The organism is Janthinobacterium sp. NKUCC08_JDC, assembly GCF_019345575.1.
Lineage (GTDB): Bacteria > Pseudomonadota > Gammaproteobacteria > Burkholderiales > Burkholderiaceae_D > Janthinobacterium > Janthinobacterium aestuarii.
This window is the reverse complement of sequence record NZ_JAHKQW010000015.1, coordinates 98776-113892: the sequence shown is the minus strand read 5'-3', so window position 1 is coordinate 113892 and position 15117 is coordinate 98776. Positions and strand designations below refer to the sequence as shown.

Sequence of the window (15117 nt, the reverse complement as noted above, 5' to 3'; positions counted from 1 at the left end):
CATCCACTTGCGGAGCATCCCATGCCCATCCTGAACCTGCGTTTATCCACGCCACCCAAGGCGGGCCAGTCGGCCGCCATCGCCGCCACCCTGAGTCAATTGACGGCGCAACTGTTGCACAAGGCGCCCGAGCTGACGTCGGTGGCGATCAGCCATCTTGACGCAGCGCACTGGTTTGTCGGCGGGCCCTCGTTGCAAGCGCAAGGCAAGGCCAGCTTTTTCCTCGATATCCTGATCAGCGATGAAACGAATACGGCGGCGGAAAAGGCCGCGTATATCGCCGCCGTGTTTGCCGCCATGCACGAGTATCTCGGCGCCTTGCACGACGTCAGCTACATCCATGTGCACGATGCGCGCCAGGCGGCCTGGGGCTACGGCGGCTTGACGCAGCAGTTCCGCGCCGTGCGCAAGGCGCTGCAGCAGGCCTGATCAATCCCAGCGGCGATTTTGATAGTGTTGCACGGCGAAATCGATGAAGGCCCTGACCTTCGGCGACAACTGTCTGCTGTGCGGATACAGCGCGTACAAGGTGCGTGGACGCAAGGTGTAGCCGGGCAAGACTTCCACCAGCTGGCCGCTGCGCAGCGCATCGCGCACGATGAAGCCGGCCGCGGCGGCAATCCCCATGCCGCCCACGGCCGCTTCACGCAGGGCCACGCTCGTATTGACTTGCAGGCTGCCGCGTACGGCCACCTTGTGGGCGGCGCCGTCACCATCGGTGAACGACCACTCCGCCGGCTTCTCGCCAGAGGTGTACATCAGGCAATTGTGCTGGACCAGGTCTTGCGGCGTGGCCGGATGGCCATGGCGGGCCAGGTAGGCGGGCGAGGCGACGGCCACCGTGCGGCTGCTGGCCAGCTGGCGCGCCACCAGGGTGGAGTCGGGCAAGCCGCGCGCCAGGCGCAGCGCCACGTCGAAGCCATCGTCGATCAGGTCGACGATGCGGTCATTGCAGACGAGATCGATGTGGATATGCGGATATTGGCGGCTGAAATCGGGCAGCCAGGCGGCCAGCTCCAGGGTGCCGAAAGCCATCGGCGCATTGATGCGCAAGCTGCCGGACGGTTGCGCCTGGTGCATGGCGACGGCGCGGTCGGCCGCGTCAAGGGCGTCGAGGATATCGCGGCTGGCCAAGTAGTATTCCTGGCCGGCGGCCGTCAGGGCGAAGCGGCGCGTGGTGCGGTTGAGTAACTGGGCGCCCAGCTGGCTTTCCAGCTGGCGCACCTGGCGCGAGACGATGGAGTGGGAAATGCCCAGCGCGGCGCCGGCGGCCGTGAAGCTGCCCAGTTCCACGACGCGGCGCAGGGCGCGCAGGGCGGTCAGCTGGTCCATGGGCGCGTGCCGGTTTAAACGAAGCGCTTGCCTTCGAGGGGGAAGCCCTTGATGAACTCGGCCGCAGGCAGGCGCTTGCCGCCCGGCTTTTGCAGTTCCGTCAGGCGCAGCGAGCCATTGCCGCAAGCCACGACGATGCCGTGCTGGGCGTCGGCCGCCAGCACCTGGCCAGGCGCCTCCTTGCTGTCCGCCTCGATTACCTCGGCGGCCCAGATCTTGATGGTGACGCCATCGACCTGGCCGCAGGCGCCGGGAAACGGATTGAAGGCGCGGATTTTCAGGCCCAGTTCCAGCGCCGGCAGGCTGAAATCGAGCGCCGCTTCTTCCTTGGCGATTTTCGCCGCGTAGGTGACGCCCGCTTCCGGCTGAGGCACGGCTTCGAGCGGCTGCTGCTGCTGCATCTTGCGCAGGGTTTCGACGATCATCTTGCCGCCCAGGGTGGCCAGCTTGTCGTGCAAGGTGGCGGTGGAGTCGCCCGCCTCGATGGGCGTGCGCTCGATGGCCAGCATGGGGCCCGTATCGAGGCCTTCTTCCATCTGCATGATGGTCACGCCCGTTTCATCGTCGCCCGCTTCGATGGCGCGGTGAATCGGTGCGGCACCGCGCCAGCGCGGCAGCAGGGAACCATGGATATTGATGCAGGGTTTGATGTCGAGCGTGCTGCGCGGCAAGATCAAGCCGTAGGCCGCCACCACCATGACGTCGTAGTCGGTCGCCAGCAGGCGTTCGTGGGCCGCTTTCGCTTCGGCGGCGCGCTGCGGGTCCTTGCTGTCCATGCGCAGGGACAACGGTTGCAGCACCTCGATGCCGTGCTGCTGGGCATACTGTTTGACGGCCGAGGCGTGCAATTGCATGCCGCGTCCGGCAGGGCGGTCGGGCTGGGTCAGCACCAGCGGAATCTCGAATCCCGCTTCATGCAAGTCTTTCAGGGCCGTGGCGGCGAATTCAGGCGTGCCTGCGAAGATCACTTTCATATGGTTCCTTGACGTGAGGTGCGCAGGCCCGCTCCCGAAGGCGCCAGGCTGGCGTGGTGTAACGACTACTGTTGCTGCTTAGTCTATCAGCTGTGGCTCGAAGTCTGCTTAAAAGCGGCGGTTCTGCGCACGCAAGCTCGCTTCGCGCTCGAGACCACGGATTTCCTTGATCATCTTGGTCTTGATGCGGTTGCGCTTGAGCGGCGACAGGTATTCGACGAATACCTTGCCCAGCAAGTGATCCATCTCATGCTGGATGCAGACGGCCAGCAAGCCATCGGCTTCCAGTTCGTACTGCTTGCCGTGGCGGTCCATGGCGCGCACCTTGATGCGGGCCGGGCGCTCGACGCCATCGTAGACGCCAGGCACGGACAGACAGCCTTCGTCGTAGACCTGCTTTTCTTCGCTGGCCCAAGTGATTTCCGGGTTGATGAAGACTTGCAGCTGGTTTTTTTCTTCGGTGGTGTCTATCACCATCATCTGGATATGCTCGTCCACTTGCGACGCGGCCAGGCCGACGCCAGGGGCGTCGTACATGGTTTCGGCCATGTCGTCGATCAGGGTTTGCAGGCGCGCGTCAAATTCGGTGACGGGCTTGGCGATCGTGTGCAGGCGAGGATCGGGGTAACGCAGGATATTTAATATGGACATACGGATTCGACTGGTTAAGGTGGGCGCCGGTGCGCCGGATTATTCATGCCTGGGCCATGCGAACGATGGCAGGGCTATTTTATTTTTGAGTACGCTACGGTTGGGCGCGTGTGGCGCAACGGCGCGGCAGATGCGTTTGCCAGTGCGCTATTCGTTTGCTGCAAAGGGAAATTTTATCACAGACACCCATGGCCCTGTGGACGGCGGGCCGTTTTGCTGCGTCATTGCACGCACTCTTGCGCGCGTCGGTATCGCGTGCACGCCATGGCGCTAGCATGGGATGGCACAGTACACAGCGAGGTTGTCATGCATGCAATTGCAACGACGGCAGACACGGCCACGGAACTGGCGGGCTGGCTGCGCCTGCAGCACCTGCCCGGCGTGGGGCCGGTGGCGGCGCGCGCCTTGCTGGCCCGCTTCGGCCTGCCGCCGCAAATCTTTGCCACGCCATTCGAGGCCTTGCGCGAGGTGGTGCCGGCCAGCGTGGCGCGCGCCATCGTGCAGCCGTTCAAGCCGGTGGCCAACAGCCAGCTGGCGCTTACCTTGCAGTGGCTGGAGCGGCCCGGCAATGCCGTGCTGACCCTGGCCGATGCCGCGTATCCGCCGCTGCTGCTGGAAATCGCCGATCCGCCGCTCTTGTTATATGTGCGGGGACGGGCGGAACTGCTGTCGCGTCCCGGCGTGGCCATCATCGGCAGCCGCAATGCCAGCGCGCAAGGCATGCAGAATGCGGCCGCCTTCGCGCAAGCCCTCAGTGCGGCAGGTCTGACCATCATTTCCGGGCTGGCGCTGGGCATCGACACGCATGCGCACGAGGGCGGCTTGCGCGGCGCTGGCGCCACCCTCGCCGTGATCGGCACGGGCGCCGATCTGGTGTATCCACGTCGCAACCTTGATCTGGCGCAAAGAATCGCCGAGCAAGGCTGCATCGTCAGCGAGTACGCGCTGGGCTTGCCGGCCATGCCCGGTAACTTTCCGCGCCGCAACCGCCTGATCAGCGGCCTGGCGCGCGGCGTGCTGGTGATCGAGGCGGCGGCCCAGTCGGGCTCATTGATCACGGCGCGCCTGGCCGGCGAGCAGGGGCGCGACGTGTATGCCTTGCCCGGTTCCATCCACGCCACGCTGGCCAAGGGCTGCCATGCGCTGATCAAGCAGGGCGCCAAGCTGGTCGAGTCTGCCGACGACGTGCTGCAAGAGCTGCAGTGGCTGGGTAGCGCCCCCGGCGTGCCGGCGGCGGTGGAAGACGAGACGCCGCTGCTGGCCGCGCTGGGCCACGATCCCCTTGATGCCGATACCCTGGCCGCGCGCAGCGGCCTGGCCATGGGCGCGCTGATGGGCGAATTGCTGGCGCTGGAGCTGGCGGGCCGGGTCGAACGCTTGCCCGGAGGACTGTTTCAACGCTGCAAATGACAGCTTGTCACTTGTGTGGCGGCCTTGCCGCACGGGCGCGCTTTGTCTGTGCGCACCCTTGTGTCTTAGCGAGCTTAGCTGCTAGAGTAGAGCCATGTTCGATATCCTGGTGTACCTCTACGAGACTTATTATCGCCCCGATGCCTGCCCCGAGCCGGCAGTCCTGGCGCGCAAACTGTCGGCCGTCGGTTTCGACGACGTGGAGATTTCCGAAGCGCTCGTGTGGCTGACGGACTTGAACGCCATGGCCGGCGTCGAACAGACCCTGACGGCCAGTTCCACGGGCACGCGCTTCTATGTGCAGCAGGAAAGCGACGTGCTGGGCACGGCTGCCATCGGTTTCATCCAGTTCCTCGAAAGCGCCAAGGTGCTTTCGCCACTGCAGCGCGAAATCGTCATCGAACGGGCGCTGGCGCTCGACGAGGCACCCGTTTCGCTGGGCAAGCTGAAAGTCATCGTGTTGATGCTGCTGTGGAGCCAGGGCAAGGAACCGGATGCCCTGATGTTCGACGACCTGTTCGTCGACGATGAAGACCTCCCGCCGCGCCTGCTGCACTAATATATAGCCATATTCTTCGCTGTCTGTCCGACCCTGGCGCCACCGCCGCGCCATCCCCTTTACTATGTGCTGCACCGGCGCGCACGCCAGACCATTGTGTTTGCGCCTGCGCATTCTTGCTTGCAGATAACTTGCCGAATTCTTCAATAGGCGCTTATCATTGGCCGCTTGACAAGACCACAAGTCACTGTGCCTTGCGCAGACAAAAGCGTCGGCGCCTGGCAATGCACTGTATGATGCGCATGCTGAAACTATCCTAGAGCATTTTTCGAGACTAAAAAATATGACAAAAACCCTCATCATCGCCGAGAAGCCTTCTGTCGCGAACGATATCGCGAAGACGCTTGGCGGCTTTACCAAGCACGATGAGTACTTTGAATCGGATGAATACGTCCTGTCGTCGGCGGTCGGCCACTTGCTGGAGATCGCCGTACCGGAAGAATTCGACGTGAAGCGCGGCAAATGGAGTTTCGCGCACTTGCCGATGATTCCACCGTATTTCGCGCTGAACCCGATCGCCAAGACGGAAGCGCGCCTCAAAGTATTAAACAAGCTGATCAAACGCAAAGACGTCACCACCCTCATCAACGCATGCGATGCGGGGCGCGAAGGCGAGCTGATTTTCCGCCTGATCGCGCAAAACGCGAAAGCCAAGCAACCGGTCAAGCGCCTGTGGCTGCAGTCGATGACGCCGGGCGCCATCCGCGATGGTTTCTCGCACCTGCGCAGCGACGAAGAAATGCTGCCGCTGGCCGATGCTGCCCGCTGCCGTTCGGAAGCCGATTGGTTGATCGGTATCAATGGCACGCGCGCCATGACGGCGTTCAATTCGAAAGAAGGCGGCTTCTACCTGACGACCGTGGGCCGCGTGCAAACGCCAACCCTGTCCATCGTCGTCGAACGCGAAGACAAGATCAAAAAATTCGTGCCGCGCGACTTCTGGGAAGTGCGCGCCGAATTCGTCTGCGCGGCCGGTATCTATGAAGGCCGCTGGCTCGACACGAAGTTCAAGAAGGACGAGAACGACCCCGAGAAGCGCGCCGAGCGCCTGTGGAGCAAGACGGCTGCCGATTCGATCGCCACCGCCTGCCGCGGCCGCCAAGGCATCGTCACGGAAGAATCGAAACCGACCACCTCGATGGCGCCTGGCCTGTTCGACCTGACCAGTTTGCAGCGCGAAGCGAACTCGCGTTTCGGTTTCTCCGCTAAAAATACCCTGGGCCTGGCCCAGGCGCTGTACGAAAAGCACAAGGTGCTCACGTATCCGCGTACCGATTCGCGCCACCTGCCGGAAGACTACATGCCGACCGTGCTGCAGGCGCTGGAAACGGTCAAGGAAAACAGCAACTATCACCAGTTCGCCAAGCAGATCATCGACAAGGGCTGGGTCAAGCCGAACAAGCGCATCTTCGACAACACGAAGATCTCGGATCACTTCGCGATCATCCCGACGACGATCGCGCCAAAGAATCTGTCCGAGCCGGAACAAAAATTGTACGACCTCGTCACGCGCCGCTTCATGGCCGTGTTCTTCCCGCCTGCGGAATTCCAGGTCACCACGCGCTACACGGAAGTGTCCGGCCATCAGTTCAAGACTGAAGGCAAGGTCATGACCAATCCGGGCTGGCTGGCCATCTACGGCAAGGAAGCATCGACGGACGCCGACAAGGAAAGCAATGGCAACGGCAACCTGGTGCCCGTCGCCAAGGGCGAGAAAGTGCAGACGGAAAGCGTCAGCGCCAACGGCCTGGTGACGAAACCGCCCGCGCGCTTCACGGAGGCGACGTTGCTGTCGGCCATGGAAGGCGCCGGCAAGCTGATCGACGACGACGAGCTGCGCGATGCAATGGCCGGCAAGGGCCTCGGCACGCCAGCGACGCGCGCGGCCACCATCGAGGGCTTGCTGACGGAACGCTATCTGATCCGCGAAGGCCGCGAACTGATTCCAACGGCCAAGGCGTCGCAGCTGATGACTTTGCTCAAAGGCCTGGGCGTCAATGAATTGACGGCGCCGGAGCTGACGGGCGAGTGGGAATACAAGCTGTCGCAGATGGAAAAAGGCAAGATTTCGCGTGAAGAATTCATGCGCGAAATCGCGCAGATGACGCAAATCATCGTCAAGCGCGCCAAGGAATACGACAACGACACGATCCCCGGCGACTACGCTACCCTGGAAACGCCATGCCCGAATTGCGGCGGCGTGGTGAAGGAAAACTACCGCCGTTTCGCCTGTACCAAGTGCGAATTTTCGATGAGCAAGACGCCGGGTTCGCGCCAGTTTGAAATCGCCGAAGTGGAGCAATTGCTGAAGGACCGCACCATCGGCCCGCTGCAAGGCTTCCGTTCGAAGATGGGCCGTCCGTTCGCCGCCATCCTGCGCATCGTGCGCGATGAAGAGATCAAGAATTTCAAGCTGGAATTCGATTTCGGCCAGAACGACGAGAGCGAAGATGGCGAAGGCGTCGATTTCACGGGCCAGACGCCCGTGGGACCGTGCCCCAAGTGCAACGCCGGCGTGTACGAAATGGGCCTGGCCTATGTGTGCGAACACAGCGTGGCCAAGCCGAAGACGTGCGACTTCCGTAGCGGCCGCATCATCTTGCAGCAGGAAATCTTGCCGGAACAAATGGCAAAACTGCTCAACGATGGCAAGACGGACCTGTTGCCTGGGTTCGTATCCCAGCGTACCCGCCGCCCGTTCAAGGCCTTCCTCGTGCGCGGCAAGGATGGCAAGGTGAGCTTCGAGTTTGAAGAGCGCAAGGCCAAGCCGGGCGCCAAGACGAAGGCGGCAGCCGCCGAGGTCGAAGGCGAAGAAGGCGCGGCGCCAGCGAAGAAAACGGCCGTCAAGAAAGCGGCAGCCGTGAAAAAGGCGCCAGCGAAGAAAGCTGCGGCCGTGAAAAAGCCGGCCGCCAAGAAGGCGCCGGCGAAGAAAGCGGCAGCGGCCGAGTAATCGGGTGCCAGCCAAACAAAAGCCAGGGAATTCCCTGGCTTTTTTTACGTCCCGATTTTCTTGGCCTTAGTCTGACGCTTAGTCGAGGTAGTCGGAATACTCGCGCTGCGCATAGTTCTGCAAATTCGCCCATGGCTGCGCCTTGCTGACGGTTGGCTGCAGCTTGACGTCGACCCGGCGGTAGAAGGTATTTGCGCGGTCGCCGCTTTCGATGATCAGCGGAATCTGCTTTTGCTCATCCCACAGGATACGCTGGAACACGCCATTCTTTTCCACTTCGCGCCAGCGCGCGCCCGTCACGTTCGATGCCTGTTTCGACAGCGGCATGGCGGCCACCAGTTTCGGGTCCAGCAGATAAAAACTGTTTTCCCAGGAGCCGTCGAAATTGACGTTTTCGTACTCGGCTTTCGGGATGGAAACGACGATCTTGTCATGCGCATCGATGTATTCCACGCGCACGGTGTTCTTTTCCAGCATCACGTGGCGGGGGATCAGCACGGGATTGAAGTGCTTGTGCTCATGCTGCGTGGCCTTCAGTGCCACTTTCTTGTTCTCGCCGTGGTTGTGGCCCGCATGCGCGTCCGTCGACGGCGCCAGCACGCGCTCGACCCACACGTGGCCGGGGCGGCGCAGCATCTTTTCTTCGTAGCGGCTCTCGCGCGTCACGCCTTCGGGCGTCAGGACGCGGCTGTAATAGGTGATGCCCAGGTCCAGGTCGGCAGGAGCGGAAGGAGGAGCGGCTTGCGCGCTGGCGGCAAAGCCGGCGGCGAGGAGGATGGCGATCAGGGACGATTTCATGGTGTTGCCTTTACGTGCAGAGGGGCGGAGGGCCTACGCCATCCGCCCCGGTGGGGTTACCGTGTTGATGTGGATCAGAAACCGAACGCCGCCTTCAGCAAGTCAAACACCTTGGTGTTGTCCAGGGTGCCCTTGAAGGTCTTCGCGCCGGCGCCCGTGGCCAGCAGCTTGACGTCGCCGCCGCCGTGGGTTTCGCTGGCCAGGCGCACACCCGTTTCTTGCAGGTAGTTGTCTTTCAGGGCCGTGGCGCTGTCGACGTTGCTGCGCAGGGCAGGGCGGTTCGGGCCATTGCCGAACACCAGGGTGGTGTAGGTATTGCCATCGGCATCCTTGCTCGGCTGGTTATCCTTGTAGCCGCGATTGATGTCGAGGATATTGTTGCCGCGCTTGCCATAGCCGTTGAAGGCCAGGGTGTGGTCATGGTCGGCCGTGACGACGATCAGGGTATTGGCCAGGGTCGGATCGGTTTCCTTGATCTTGGCGATGGCGGCCTTGATGGCGTCGTCGAAGGCGATGGTGTCCGTCAGCGCGCGCTTGGCGTTGATGCCGTGCAAGGCGTGATCGATGCGGCCGCCTTCGACCATCAGGAAATAGCCGTTCGTGTTTTTCGACAGCAAGTCGATGGCCTTGAGGGTCATTTCCGACAGGCTAGGCTGGGTCGCGCCTTCGCCCAGCGGTGGCGTGGCCGTACGGTCCAGTTCATATTCCAGGTGGCTGCGGGTGCTGTACAGGCCGATGAATTTCTTGCCGCTTGGCGCCGCCGCCATTTCCGCTTTCGTCGCGGCCACGGTGTAGCCCTTGGCGGCAAATTCCGTCAGCAGGTTGCGGCCGTCGACGCGGCCGTATTTGTTGCTGGTCGACCAAGGGGTGAAGTGGTTGCGGCCACCACCCATCAGCACGTCGACGCCATCGCCCAGGGCCGCGTTGTAGCCCGCGCCGCCTGGCGTCGCTTGCGCGGCGATCGCGTATTGCGCATTGCGGTTGCAGATGTGCGAGAACGTCGTCGCCGGCGTGGCGTGCGTCAGTTCCGTGGTGGTGATGGCGCCCACGGCCTTGCCCTTGGCTTTCGCCAGTTCCAGGATGGTCGGCACGCTCTTGCCGCCGGCCGGGCAATTGTCCACGCCCAGGTTGCCATTGGCGTCGCGGCCGGGTTCCTTGGCGATCGTGTCCTGCGCCATCGAGATGACTTCATTGTTCATCTTGACGCCGGTCATGTAGGCGGCCATCGATGGCGCGCTGTCCGTCGTTTGCGCATCGTTCGAGAACGTCTTGATGCGCGCCGTGCGCTCCAGCGTGTCCATCGTCAGGCTGCCGTCTTCGCCGTATTTGTAGATGCGCGACGCCGTCACGACGGACGGGCCCATGCCGTCGCCGAGGAAGAAGATGACGTTCTTGGCGTCGGCGGCGTAGGCGCTGGCAACGCTGGCGGCCACGAGCGTGGTCAGCAAGGAGAGTTTAAATGCAAGTTTCATGTGCTTGTCCAATGTTGATGTCTTGGGGATTACAGACCGCCGGCCGTCTTGACCAGGCCGAATACTTTGGTGTTGTCGATGGTGCCCAGGAAGGTTTCCGAACCCTTGCCGATGGCGCCCAGGAAGACGTCGGTGCCGCCGTGGGTTTCATTGCCGGCCGCCGTGCGGATGACCGCCTCCTGGTGGTAGGTGTTGGCGCTGGTGACGGTTTCATCGAGGCTGGCCATGGCGGCGCGGCTCGACTGGGTGCGGTTTTCGCCATTGCCGAAGCCGATGATCGAATACGGTGCGCCATCCAGGTCTTTCTCGACAGCGCCGGTCACGTAGTTCTTCACCACGCCCAGCACGCCAGGGTTGCCGGCAGCCGTCTTGCCCGTGCGCTTGGCGTAGCCGTTCAGCACCAGGGTGTGGTCATGGTCGGCCGTGACGACGATCAGGGTATTGGCCAGGGTCGGATCGGTGAGCTTGGCTTTGTCGATGGCGGCCTTGATGGCGTTGTCGAACGCGACGGTGTCTTGCAGCGCTTTCTTGGCCGTCGTTTCGTGCAGCGCATGGTCGATGCGGCCGCCTTCGACCATCAGGAAGTAACCTTTCTTGTTCTTGGCCAGCACGTCCATGGCCTTGGTGGTCATGTCCGCCAGGCTAGGTTCCTTGGCCGCATCGCGGTCCAGGTCATAGCTCATGTGGCTGGACGTGAACACGCCGAACAGGCGCTCCGTCTTGGCCGCATCGACGGCCTTGAAGTCGGTGGCGGTGTTGGCGACCGTGTAGCTCTTCGCTTTCAGTTCGGCCAGCAGGTCGCGGCCGTCGGAACGCTTGCCTCCATCCTTGAACGGCTTGAAGAATTGCGCGCCGCCGCCGAGGACGACGTCCAGGCCAGCCGTGCCCAGCGCGCTGTTGTAACCGGTGCCGCCCGGCACCAGGGCCGCGGCGATATCGTTTTCCAGGTCGCGGTGGCAGATGTGCGAATAAGTCGCGGCCGGCGTGGCGTGCGTCACGCGCGCCGTGCTGACGACGCCGGCGGCAAAGCCCTTGGCCTTGGCCAGTTCCAGCAAGGTGGTGGCGGGCGTGCCGTTGCCGGTGCCGCATTTGTTGACCAGCTTGTTGCCGTTCGCATCCGTGCCCGGATCGATGGCGACCGTGTTGGCCGACATCGAGATGACTTCATTGTTCATCTTGACGCCGGTCATGTAGGCGGCCATCGATGGCGCGCTGTCGGTCACTTGCGCGTCGTTCGAGAACGTCTTGACGAAGGCCGTTTCCGGCAGGGTATCCATGGTCAGCGCACCTTCTTCACCCACGGAATAGATGCGCGCGGCCGTCATGGTGGTCAGGCCCATGCCGTCGCCGAGGAAGAAGATGACGTTTTTCGGCGGGGCTTCAGCCACTACCTCTTCTTTTTTTGCATCGCTGCCGCAGGCGGCCAGCATCAGGGTGATGGCGACGCTGCAGCCAGCGACGGAAATTTTTCTGCGTGTCATGTGGTTCATCCGGCTAGGTTTGAAAGAGCTAGCAAGATAACAATCCAATGTGACGCCATCATGACGCTGTGACACATTTGACACGTGGATGCGTGTCCGCCCGGCGTGTTGTTTTAGCGCACGTCCTCGGTGGAAAAGTACACCGTGCCGCGCAAGCGGGCCGTTTTTCCCGGTTGTGCGCGCAAGGCAGCTTGCAAGCTGGCGGCAGGAGTTTCCTGCACGCCGGTTTTCGCCACGACGACGTCGTCGTGCGGCGCATCCTGGGGGCTGGTCCAGGCGACGATATGCTCGAAATCGGGGCGGCTGTCGATACGCTTGACGAGGAAGCGCTGCGTGCCGTCGCCCACCTGCAGGTAGCGCGCGCTGGCGTGCGTGGCGGGGGCCGGCGACAGCTGGCGCATCAGCAGGACGCGCTCGACGATGATGGCGGCAGCGCCGTAGCCGGGTTCGGCTTTTCCATCCTTCTCGAAGTGTCCGCGCACCACTGTCGCCTGGAACTGGCGCAGCGGCAGCGGCGCGTCCGGCAGCAAGCGCGCCAGCTCGAAGTGTTCCGGTTCGAGGGTCCATAGCGCCGTATGGCCATCGAGCTGCTGGCGCAGCCGCGCATCGAGGACGGGGTCGGCCAGCCGCACTTGCAGCACCGCCTGGTAATCGTGCGGCGCATGGAACATCGGCAGGTGCGAGGCATACAGCCCTTGCTTGCCGCCAAACAGCACCATGCCGTGCAGGCCCCAGGTCAGGGGCGCGGCGTGGGCGAGGCTGGAGGCGAGCAGGAACAGAGAAAGGAAGAGGGTGCGCAGCATGGGTTTCATCGATGAGTTGGAATGCAACGATGATAGGGGCGGTATTATGGACAGTACAGCAACCATTTTTCACTTTTTGTGTCCTGTCTGGAAATCATCATGAACATGAGCCTTGCCGACCTGCGCGTGTTTTGCAGCGCCGCGCGCCAGCCAACCCTGGGCGCGGCGGCGCTGGAATTGCACCTGACGCCATCGGCCGTGTCGAAAGCCTTGCGCCGTCTGGAGGGGGACATGGGCGCGCCCCTGTTTGACCGGAGCGGCAAGCAATTGCTGCTCAACGATAGCGGCCGTTTGCTGCTCGAGCGTGCGCGCACCTTGCTGGCGCTGGCCGAACAGGCGCGCCTGGACGTGATGGGCGAGCGGGGCGCCATCGATGGCCGCATCGCCGGCCCCGCCCTGCTGCTGTGGCGCCACGCGGATACCCTGGCGGCGGCGCTGGACGCCTATCCGCAGGCCAGCGTGCGTTTGCAACCGGCTTTCGAGGATGCGGCGCTGGCGGCCCTGGCGCGTGGCGATTGCCATGCGGCACTGGTAACGCAGGACGCCATCACCCAGCGCGGCGCCGACTGGCCCGCCACCTGGCACAGCACGGCGCTGGGCAGCATGCGCATGCTGCTGGCGGCCGGGCGCGGCCATGTGCTGGCGCGCGGCGTGCCGGCAGCCTGCGCCTCCGTGCGCTGCGGCATGCGGGACGTCTTGCCGCACGCCTTCGCCAGCCCGACGCACTCTTTGCTGTGCGGCGAGGAGCGTGGCCGCCATGCCGATGGCTGGCGCGGCGTGGCCGGGCGCACCATCCGCTACTGGAGCGACGATGTGCAGTTGCTGATGGGCTATGTGCAGTCCGGCCGGGCGCTGGCCTACCTGCCCGACTTCGCCGTGCGCGCGCACGATTTGCTGCAGGTCGAACTGGCTGGCAGCGTCGATTGCAGCGAACAAATCCTGCTCGTGTGGGATGGCGCGCTGGCGGGGCAGTGGCTGCACGCCTTGGCGCGGCAGTTGTCAATTCATCCGAATTGAGCAACAAACTATTGCGCTTTAACGGGTTTTTCTACCGAATCAAGCAACGTAAGATGCAGTCATCCCAATTATCTTGTGAAGGCAGATCATGTTCTCCAAAACCATCAGCAGCGTTCTTGTTTCCACCATGTTTGCCGCCGGCGCCGCCTCGGCCGCCGCCAGCGCACCCCTGACCCTGGAGGTATTCAACCCGGGCGAAGAGGCCATCTTCCCCGTCGCTTCCGTGCTGGTCGCGGGCAAGCATGACGCCGTGCTGATCGATGCGCAGTTTTCGCGCGCCGAAGCGCAAAAGCTGGTGGAGAAGATCCGCGCCAGCGGCAAGAAACTGACGACCGTGTACATCAGCCACAGCGATCCCGATTTTTACTTTGGCCTCGACGTGATCAAGGCCGCTTTCCCGCAGGCGAAAATCGTTGCCACGCCTGAAACGGTCGCCGAGATCCGCCGCAAGGCTGACGCCAAGGTCGCCTACTGGGGCCCGATCCTGAAAGACAATGCGCCGAAAAGCATCGTCATTCCGGAAGCATTGAAAGGCAAGCGCATCGCCCTGGAAGGCCAGTCGCTGGACATCGCCGGCCCGACGCCAGCGCGCACCTATGTGTGGATTCCATCGATCAAGGCCGTCGTCGGCGGCGTGGTGCTGTTTGGTAACTTGCACGTGTGGACGGCTGATACGCAAAGCGCGCAATCGCGACAGGACTGGCTCAAGACCCTGGACGGCATCGCCGCCCTGAAACCCGTCACCGTCGTGCCTGGCCACTTCAAGGTCGGTTCGCCCCTGACGCCGGACAGCATCGGTTTTACGCGCGACTACTTGGTGACGTTTGAAGAGGAAACGGCCAAGGCCGCCAATTCGGCCGCCCTGATCGAAGCGATGAAAATGCGTTATCCGAAGCTGGGCCTCGATGGCGCTTTAGAGACCAGCGCGAAAGTGGCTAAAGGCGAAATGAAATGGTAAGCGGCAACAAGGAGGCTCTCATGCCCACACTGCACTACATTTTCGACCCGCTGTGCGGCTGGTGTTACGGCGCCGCGCCGCTGGTCGAGGCGGCGCGCGCCGTGCCTGGCTTGACGGTGGCGTTCCACGGCGGCGGCATGATGACGGGCAGCAATCGCCGCCAGATCACGCCCGAATGGCGCGGCTATGTGCTGCCGCATGACCGGCGCATCGAGCAAATGTCTGGCCAGCCTTTCGGCGACGCCTACGTCAACGGTTTGCTGAACGACACGACGGCCATGATGGATTCCGAACCGCCGATCACGGCCATCCTGGCGGCTGAAGTCCTGGCCGGTAAGGGCCTGGACATGCTGCAGCGCGTACAGCGCGCCCATTACGTGGACGGCTTGCGTATCGCCGACGTAGCCGTGCTGGTGACCTTGGCGCAAGAGCTGGGCATGGGCGGGGCGGCATTCCAGGCCGAGTATGCGCGGCAGGCGGGCGCCGCCGCGCAGCGGCACATCGATGCCAGCCGCGCCTTGCTGGCGCAGGTGGGCGGGCAGGGCTTTCCTACCTTCGTGCTCGACGATGGCAGCGGCAAGCTGTCCGTGATCGATATCGGCGGCTTCCTTGGCCAGCCGGAGAAATTGCAGGCGCAACTGGGCGGCGTGTGCGATGCACAAGGGTGTGCATTGTAAATAGCTATCGATTCGATAAAATCAATTATCTTTTC

14 protein-coding genes are annotated in these 15117 nt (G+C 63.0%); 7 read left to right on the top strand and 7 right to left on the bottom strand.

Annotated elements, in window-relative coordinates; genetic code table 11:
* Window positions 1-21: 21 nt before the first annotated feature.
* Window positions 22-429, top strand: a complete 408-nt coding sequence (locus tag KO538_RS25275) for a 4-oxalocrotonate tautomerase family protein (protein WP_072456698.1) — start codon at window positions 22-24, stop codon at window positions 427-429.
* Here KO538_RS25275 and KO538_RS25270 read toward each other — a convergent pair whose 3' ends face one another.
* The 3 genes from KO538_RS25270 to def all read right to left on the bottom strand — a co-directional run bounded on the left by KO538_RS25270 (window position 430) and on the right by def (window position 2957).
* Entirely contained in the window at window positions 430-1332 is a 903-nt protein-coding gene (locus tag KO538_RS25270) for a LysR family transcriptional regulator (protein WP_219330025.1), read from the bottom strand.
* 14 nt (window positions 1333-1346) lie between these two features.
* Window positions 1347-2306: a methionyl-tRNA formyltransferase gene (gene fmt, locus KO538_RS25265; RefSeq protein WP_219330024.1), complete on the bottom strand. Its 960-nt coding sequence runs from the start codon at window positions 2304-2306 to the stop codon at window positions 1347-1349.
* Window positions 2307-2414: 108 nt separating this feature from the next.
* Entirely contained in the window at window positions 2415-2957 is a 543-nt protein-coding gene (gene def, locus KO538_RS25260; RefSeq protein WP_219330023.1) for a peptide deformylase, read from the bottom strand.
* A 306-nt stretch (window positions 2958-3263) separates the two neighbouring features.
* On the opposite strand from def, the gene dprA reads away from it, so the two are divergent.
* The 3 genes from dprA (at window position 3264) to KO538_RS25245 (ending at window position 7876) form a co-directional block, all read left to right on the top strand.
* Window positions 3264-4367, top strand: a complete 1104-nt coding sequence (gene dprA / locus KO538_RS25255) for a DNA-processing protein DprA (RefSeq protein ID WP_219330022.1) — start codon at window positions 3264-3266, stop codon at window positions 4365-4367.
* A 94-nt stretch (window positions 4368-4461) separates the two neighbouring features.
* Window positions 4462-4926, top strand: coding sequence for a DUF494 family protein (locus KO538_RS25250; protein WP_034749287.1), 465 nt, complete (start codon window positions 4462-4464; stop codon window positions 4924-4926).
* A 283-nt stretch (window positions 4927-5209) separates the two neighbouring features.
* Complete coding sequence (locus tag KO538_RS25245; RefSeq protein WP_034749282.1) at window positions 5210-7876, top strand: DNA topoisomerase III; 2667 nt, start codon at window positions 5210-5212, stop codon at window positions 7874-7876.
* 78 nt (window positions 7877-7954) lie between these two features.
* Here KO538_RS25245 and KO538_RS25240 read toward each other — a convergent pair whose 3' ends face one another.
* From KO538_RS25240 to KO538_RS25225, 4 genes are all read right to left on the bottom strand, one after another.
* Window positions 7955-8674 carry a hypothetical protein gene (locus tag KO538_RS25240; RefSeq protein WP_219330021.1) on the bottom strand — a complete coding sequence of 240 codons (720 nt, stop codon included), beginning with the start codon at window positions 8672-8674 and terminating at the stop codon, window positions 7955-7957.
* Window positions 8675-8748: 74 nt separating this feature from the next.
* The gene (locus tag KO538_RS25235; RefSeq protein WP_070301620.1) at window positions 8749-10146 is read right to left on the bottom strand and encodes an alkaline phosphatase; all 1398 of its coding nucleotides are present in this window, start codon (window positions 10144-10146) and stop codon (window positions 8749-8751) included.
* Between the two features lie 29 nt (window positions 10147-10175).
* Window positions 10176-11627, bottom strand: a complete 1452-nt coding sequence (locus tag KO538_RS25230; protein WP_080698501.1) for an alkaline phosphatase — start codon at window positions 11625-11627, stop codon at window positions 10176-10178.
* Window positions 11628-11740: 113 nt separating this feature from the next.
* Window positions 11741-12430, bottom strand: coding sequence for a hypothetical protein (locus KO538_RS25225; protein ID WP_219330020.1), 690 nt, complete (start codon window positions 12428-12430; stop codon window positions 11741-11743).
* Between the two features lie 99 nt (window positions 12431-12529).
* Between KO538_RS25225 and KO538_RS25220 the strand changes: the two genes are divergently transcribed.
* The 3 genes from KO538_RS25220 (at window position 12530) to KO538_RS25210 (ending at window position 15082) form a co-directional block, all read left to right on the top strand.
* Window positions 12530-13447: a LysR family transcriptional regulator gene (locus KO538_RS25220; protein WP_219330019.1), complete on the top strand. Its 918-nt coding sequence runs from the start codon at window positions 12530-12532 to the stop codon at window positions 13445-13447.
* A gap of 88 nt (window positions 13448-13535) precedes the next feature.
* Complete coding sequence (locus KO538_RS25215; protein ID WP_219330018.1) at window positions 13536-14405, top strand: MBL fold metallo-hydrolase; 870 nt, start codon at window positions 13536-13538, stop codon at window positions 14403-14405.
* Window positions 14406-14425: 20 nt separating this feature from the next.
* Complete coding sequence (locus KO538_RS25210; protein ID WP_219330017.1) at window positions 14426-15082, top strand: DsbA family protein; 657 nt, start codon at window positions 14426-14428, stop codon at window positions 15080-15082.
* Window positions 15083-15117 lie beyond the last annotated feature (35 nt).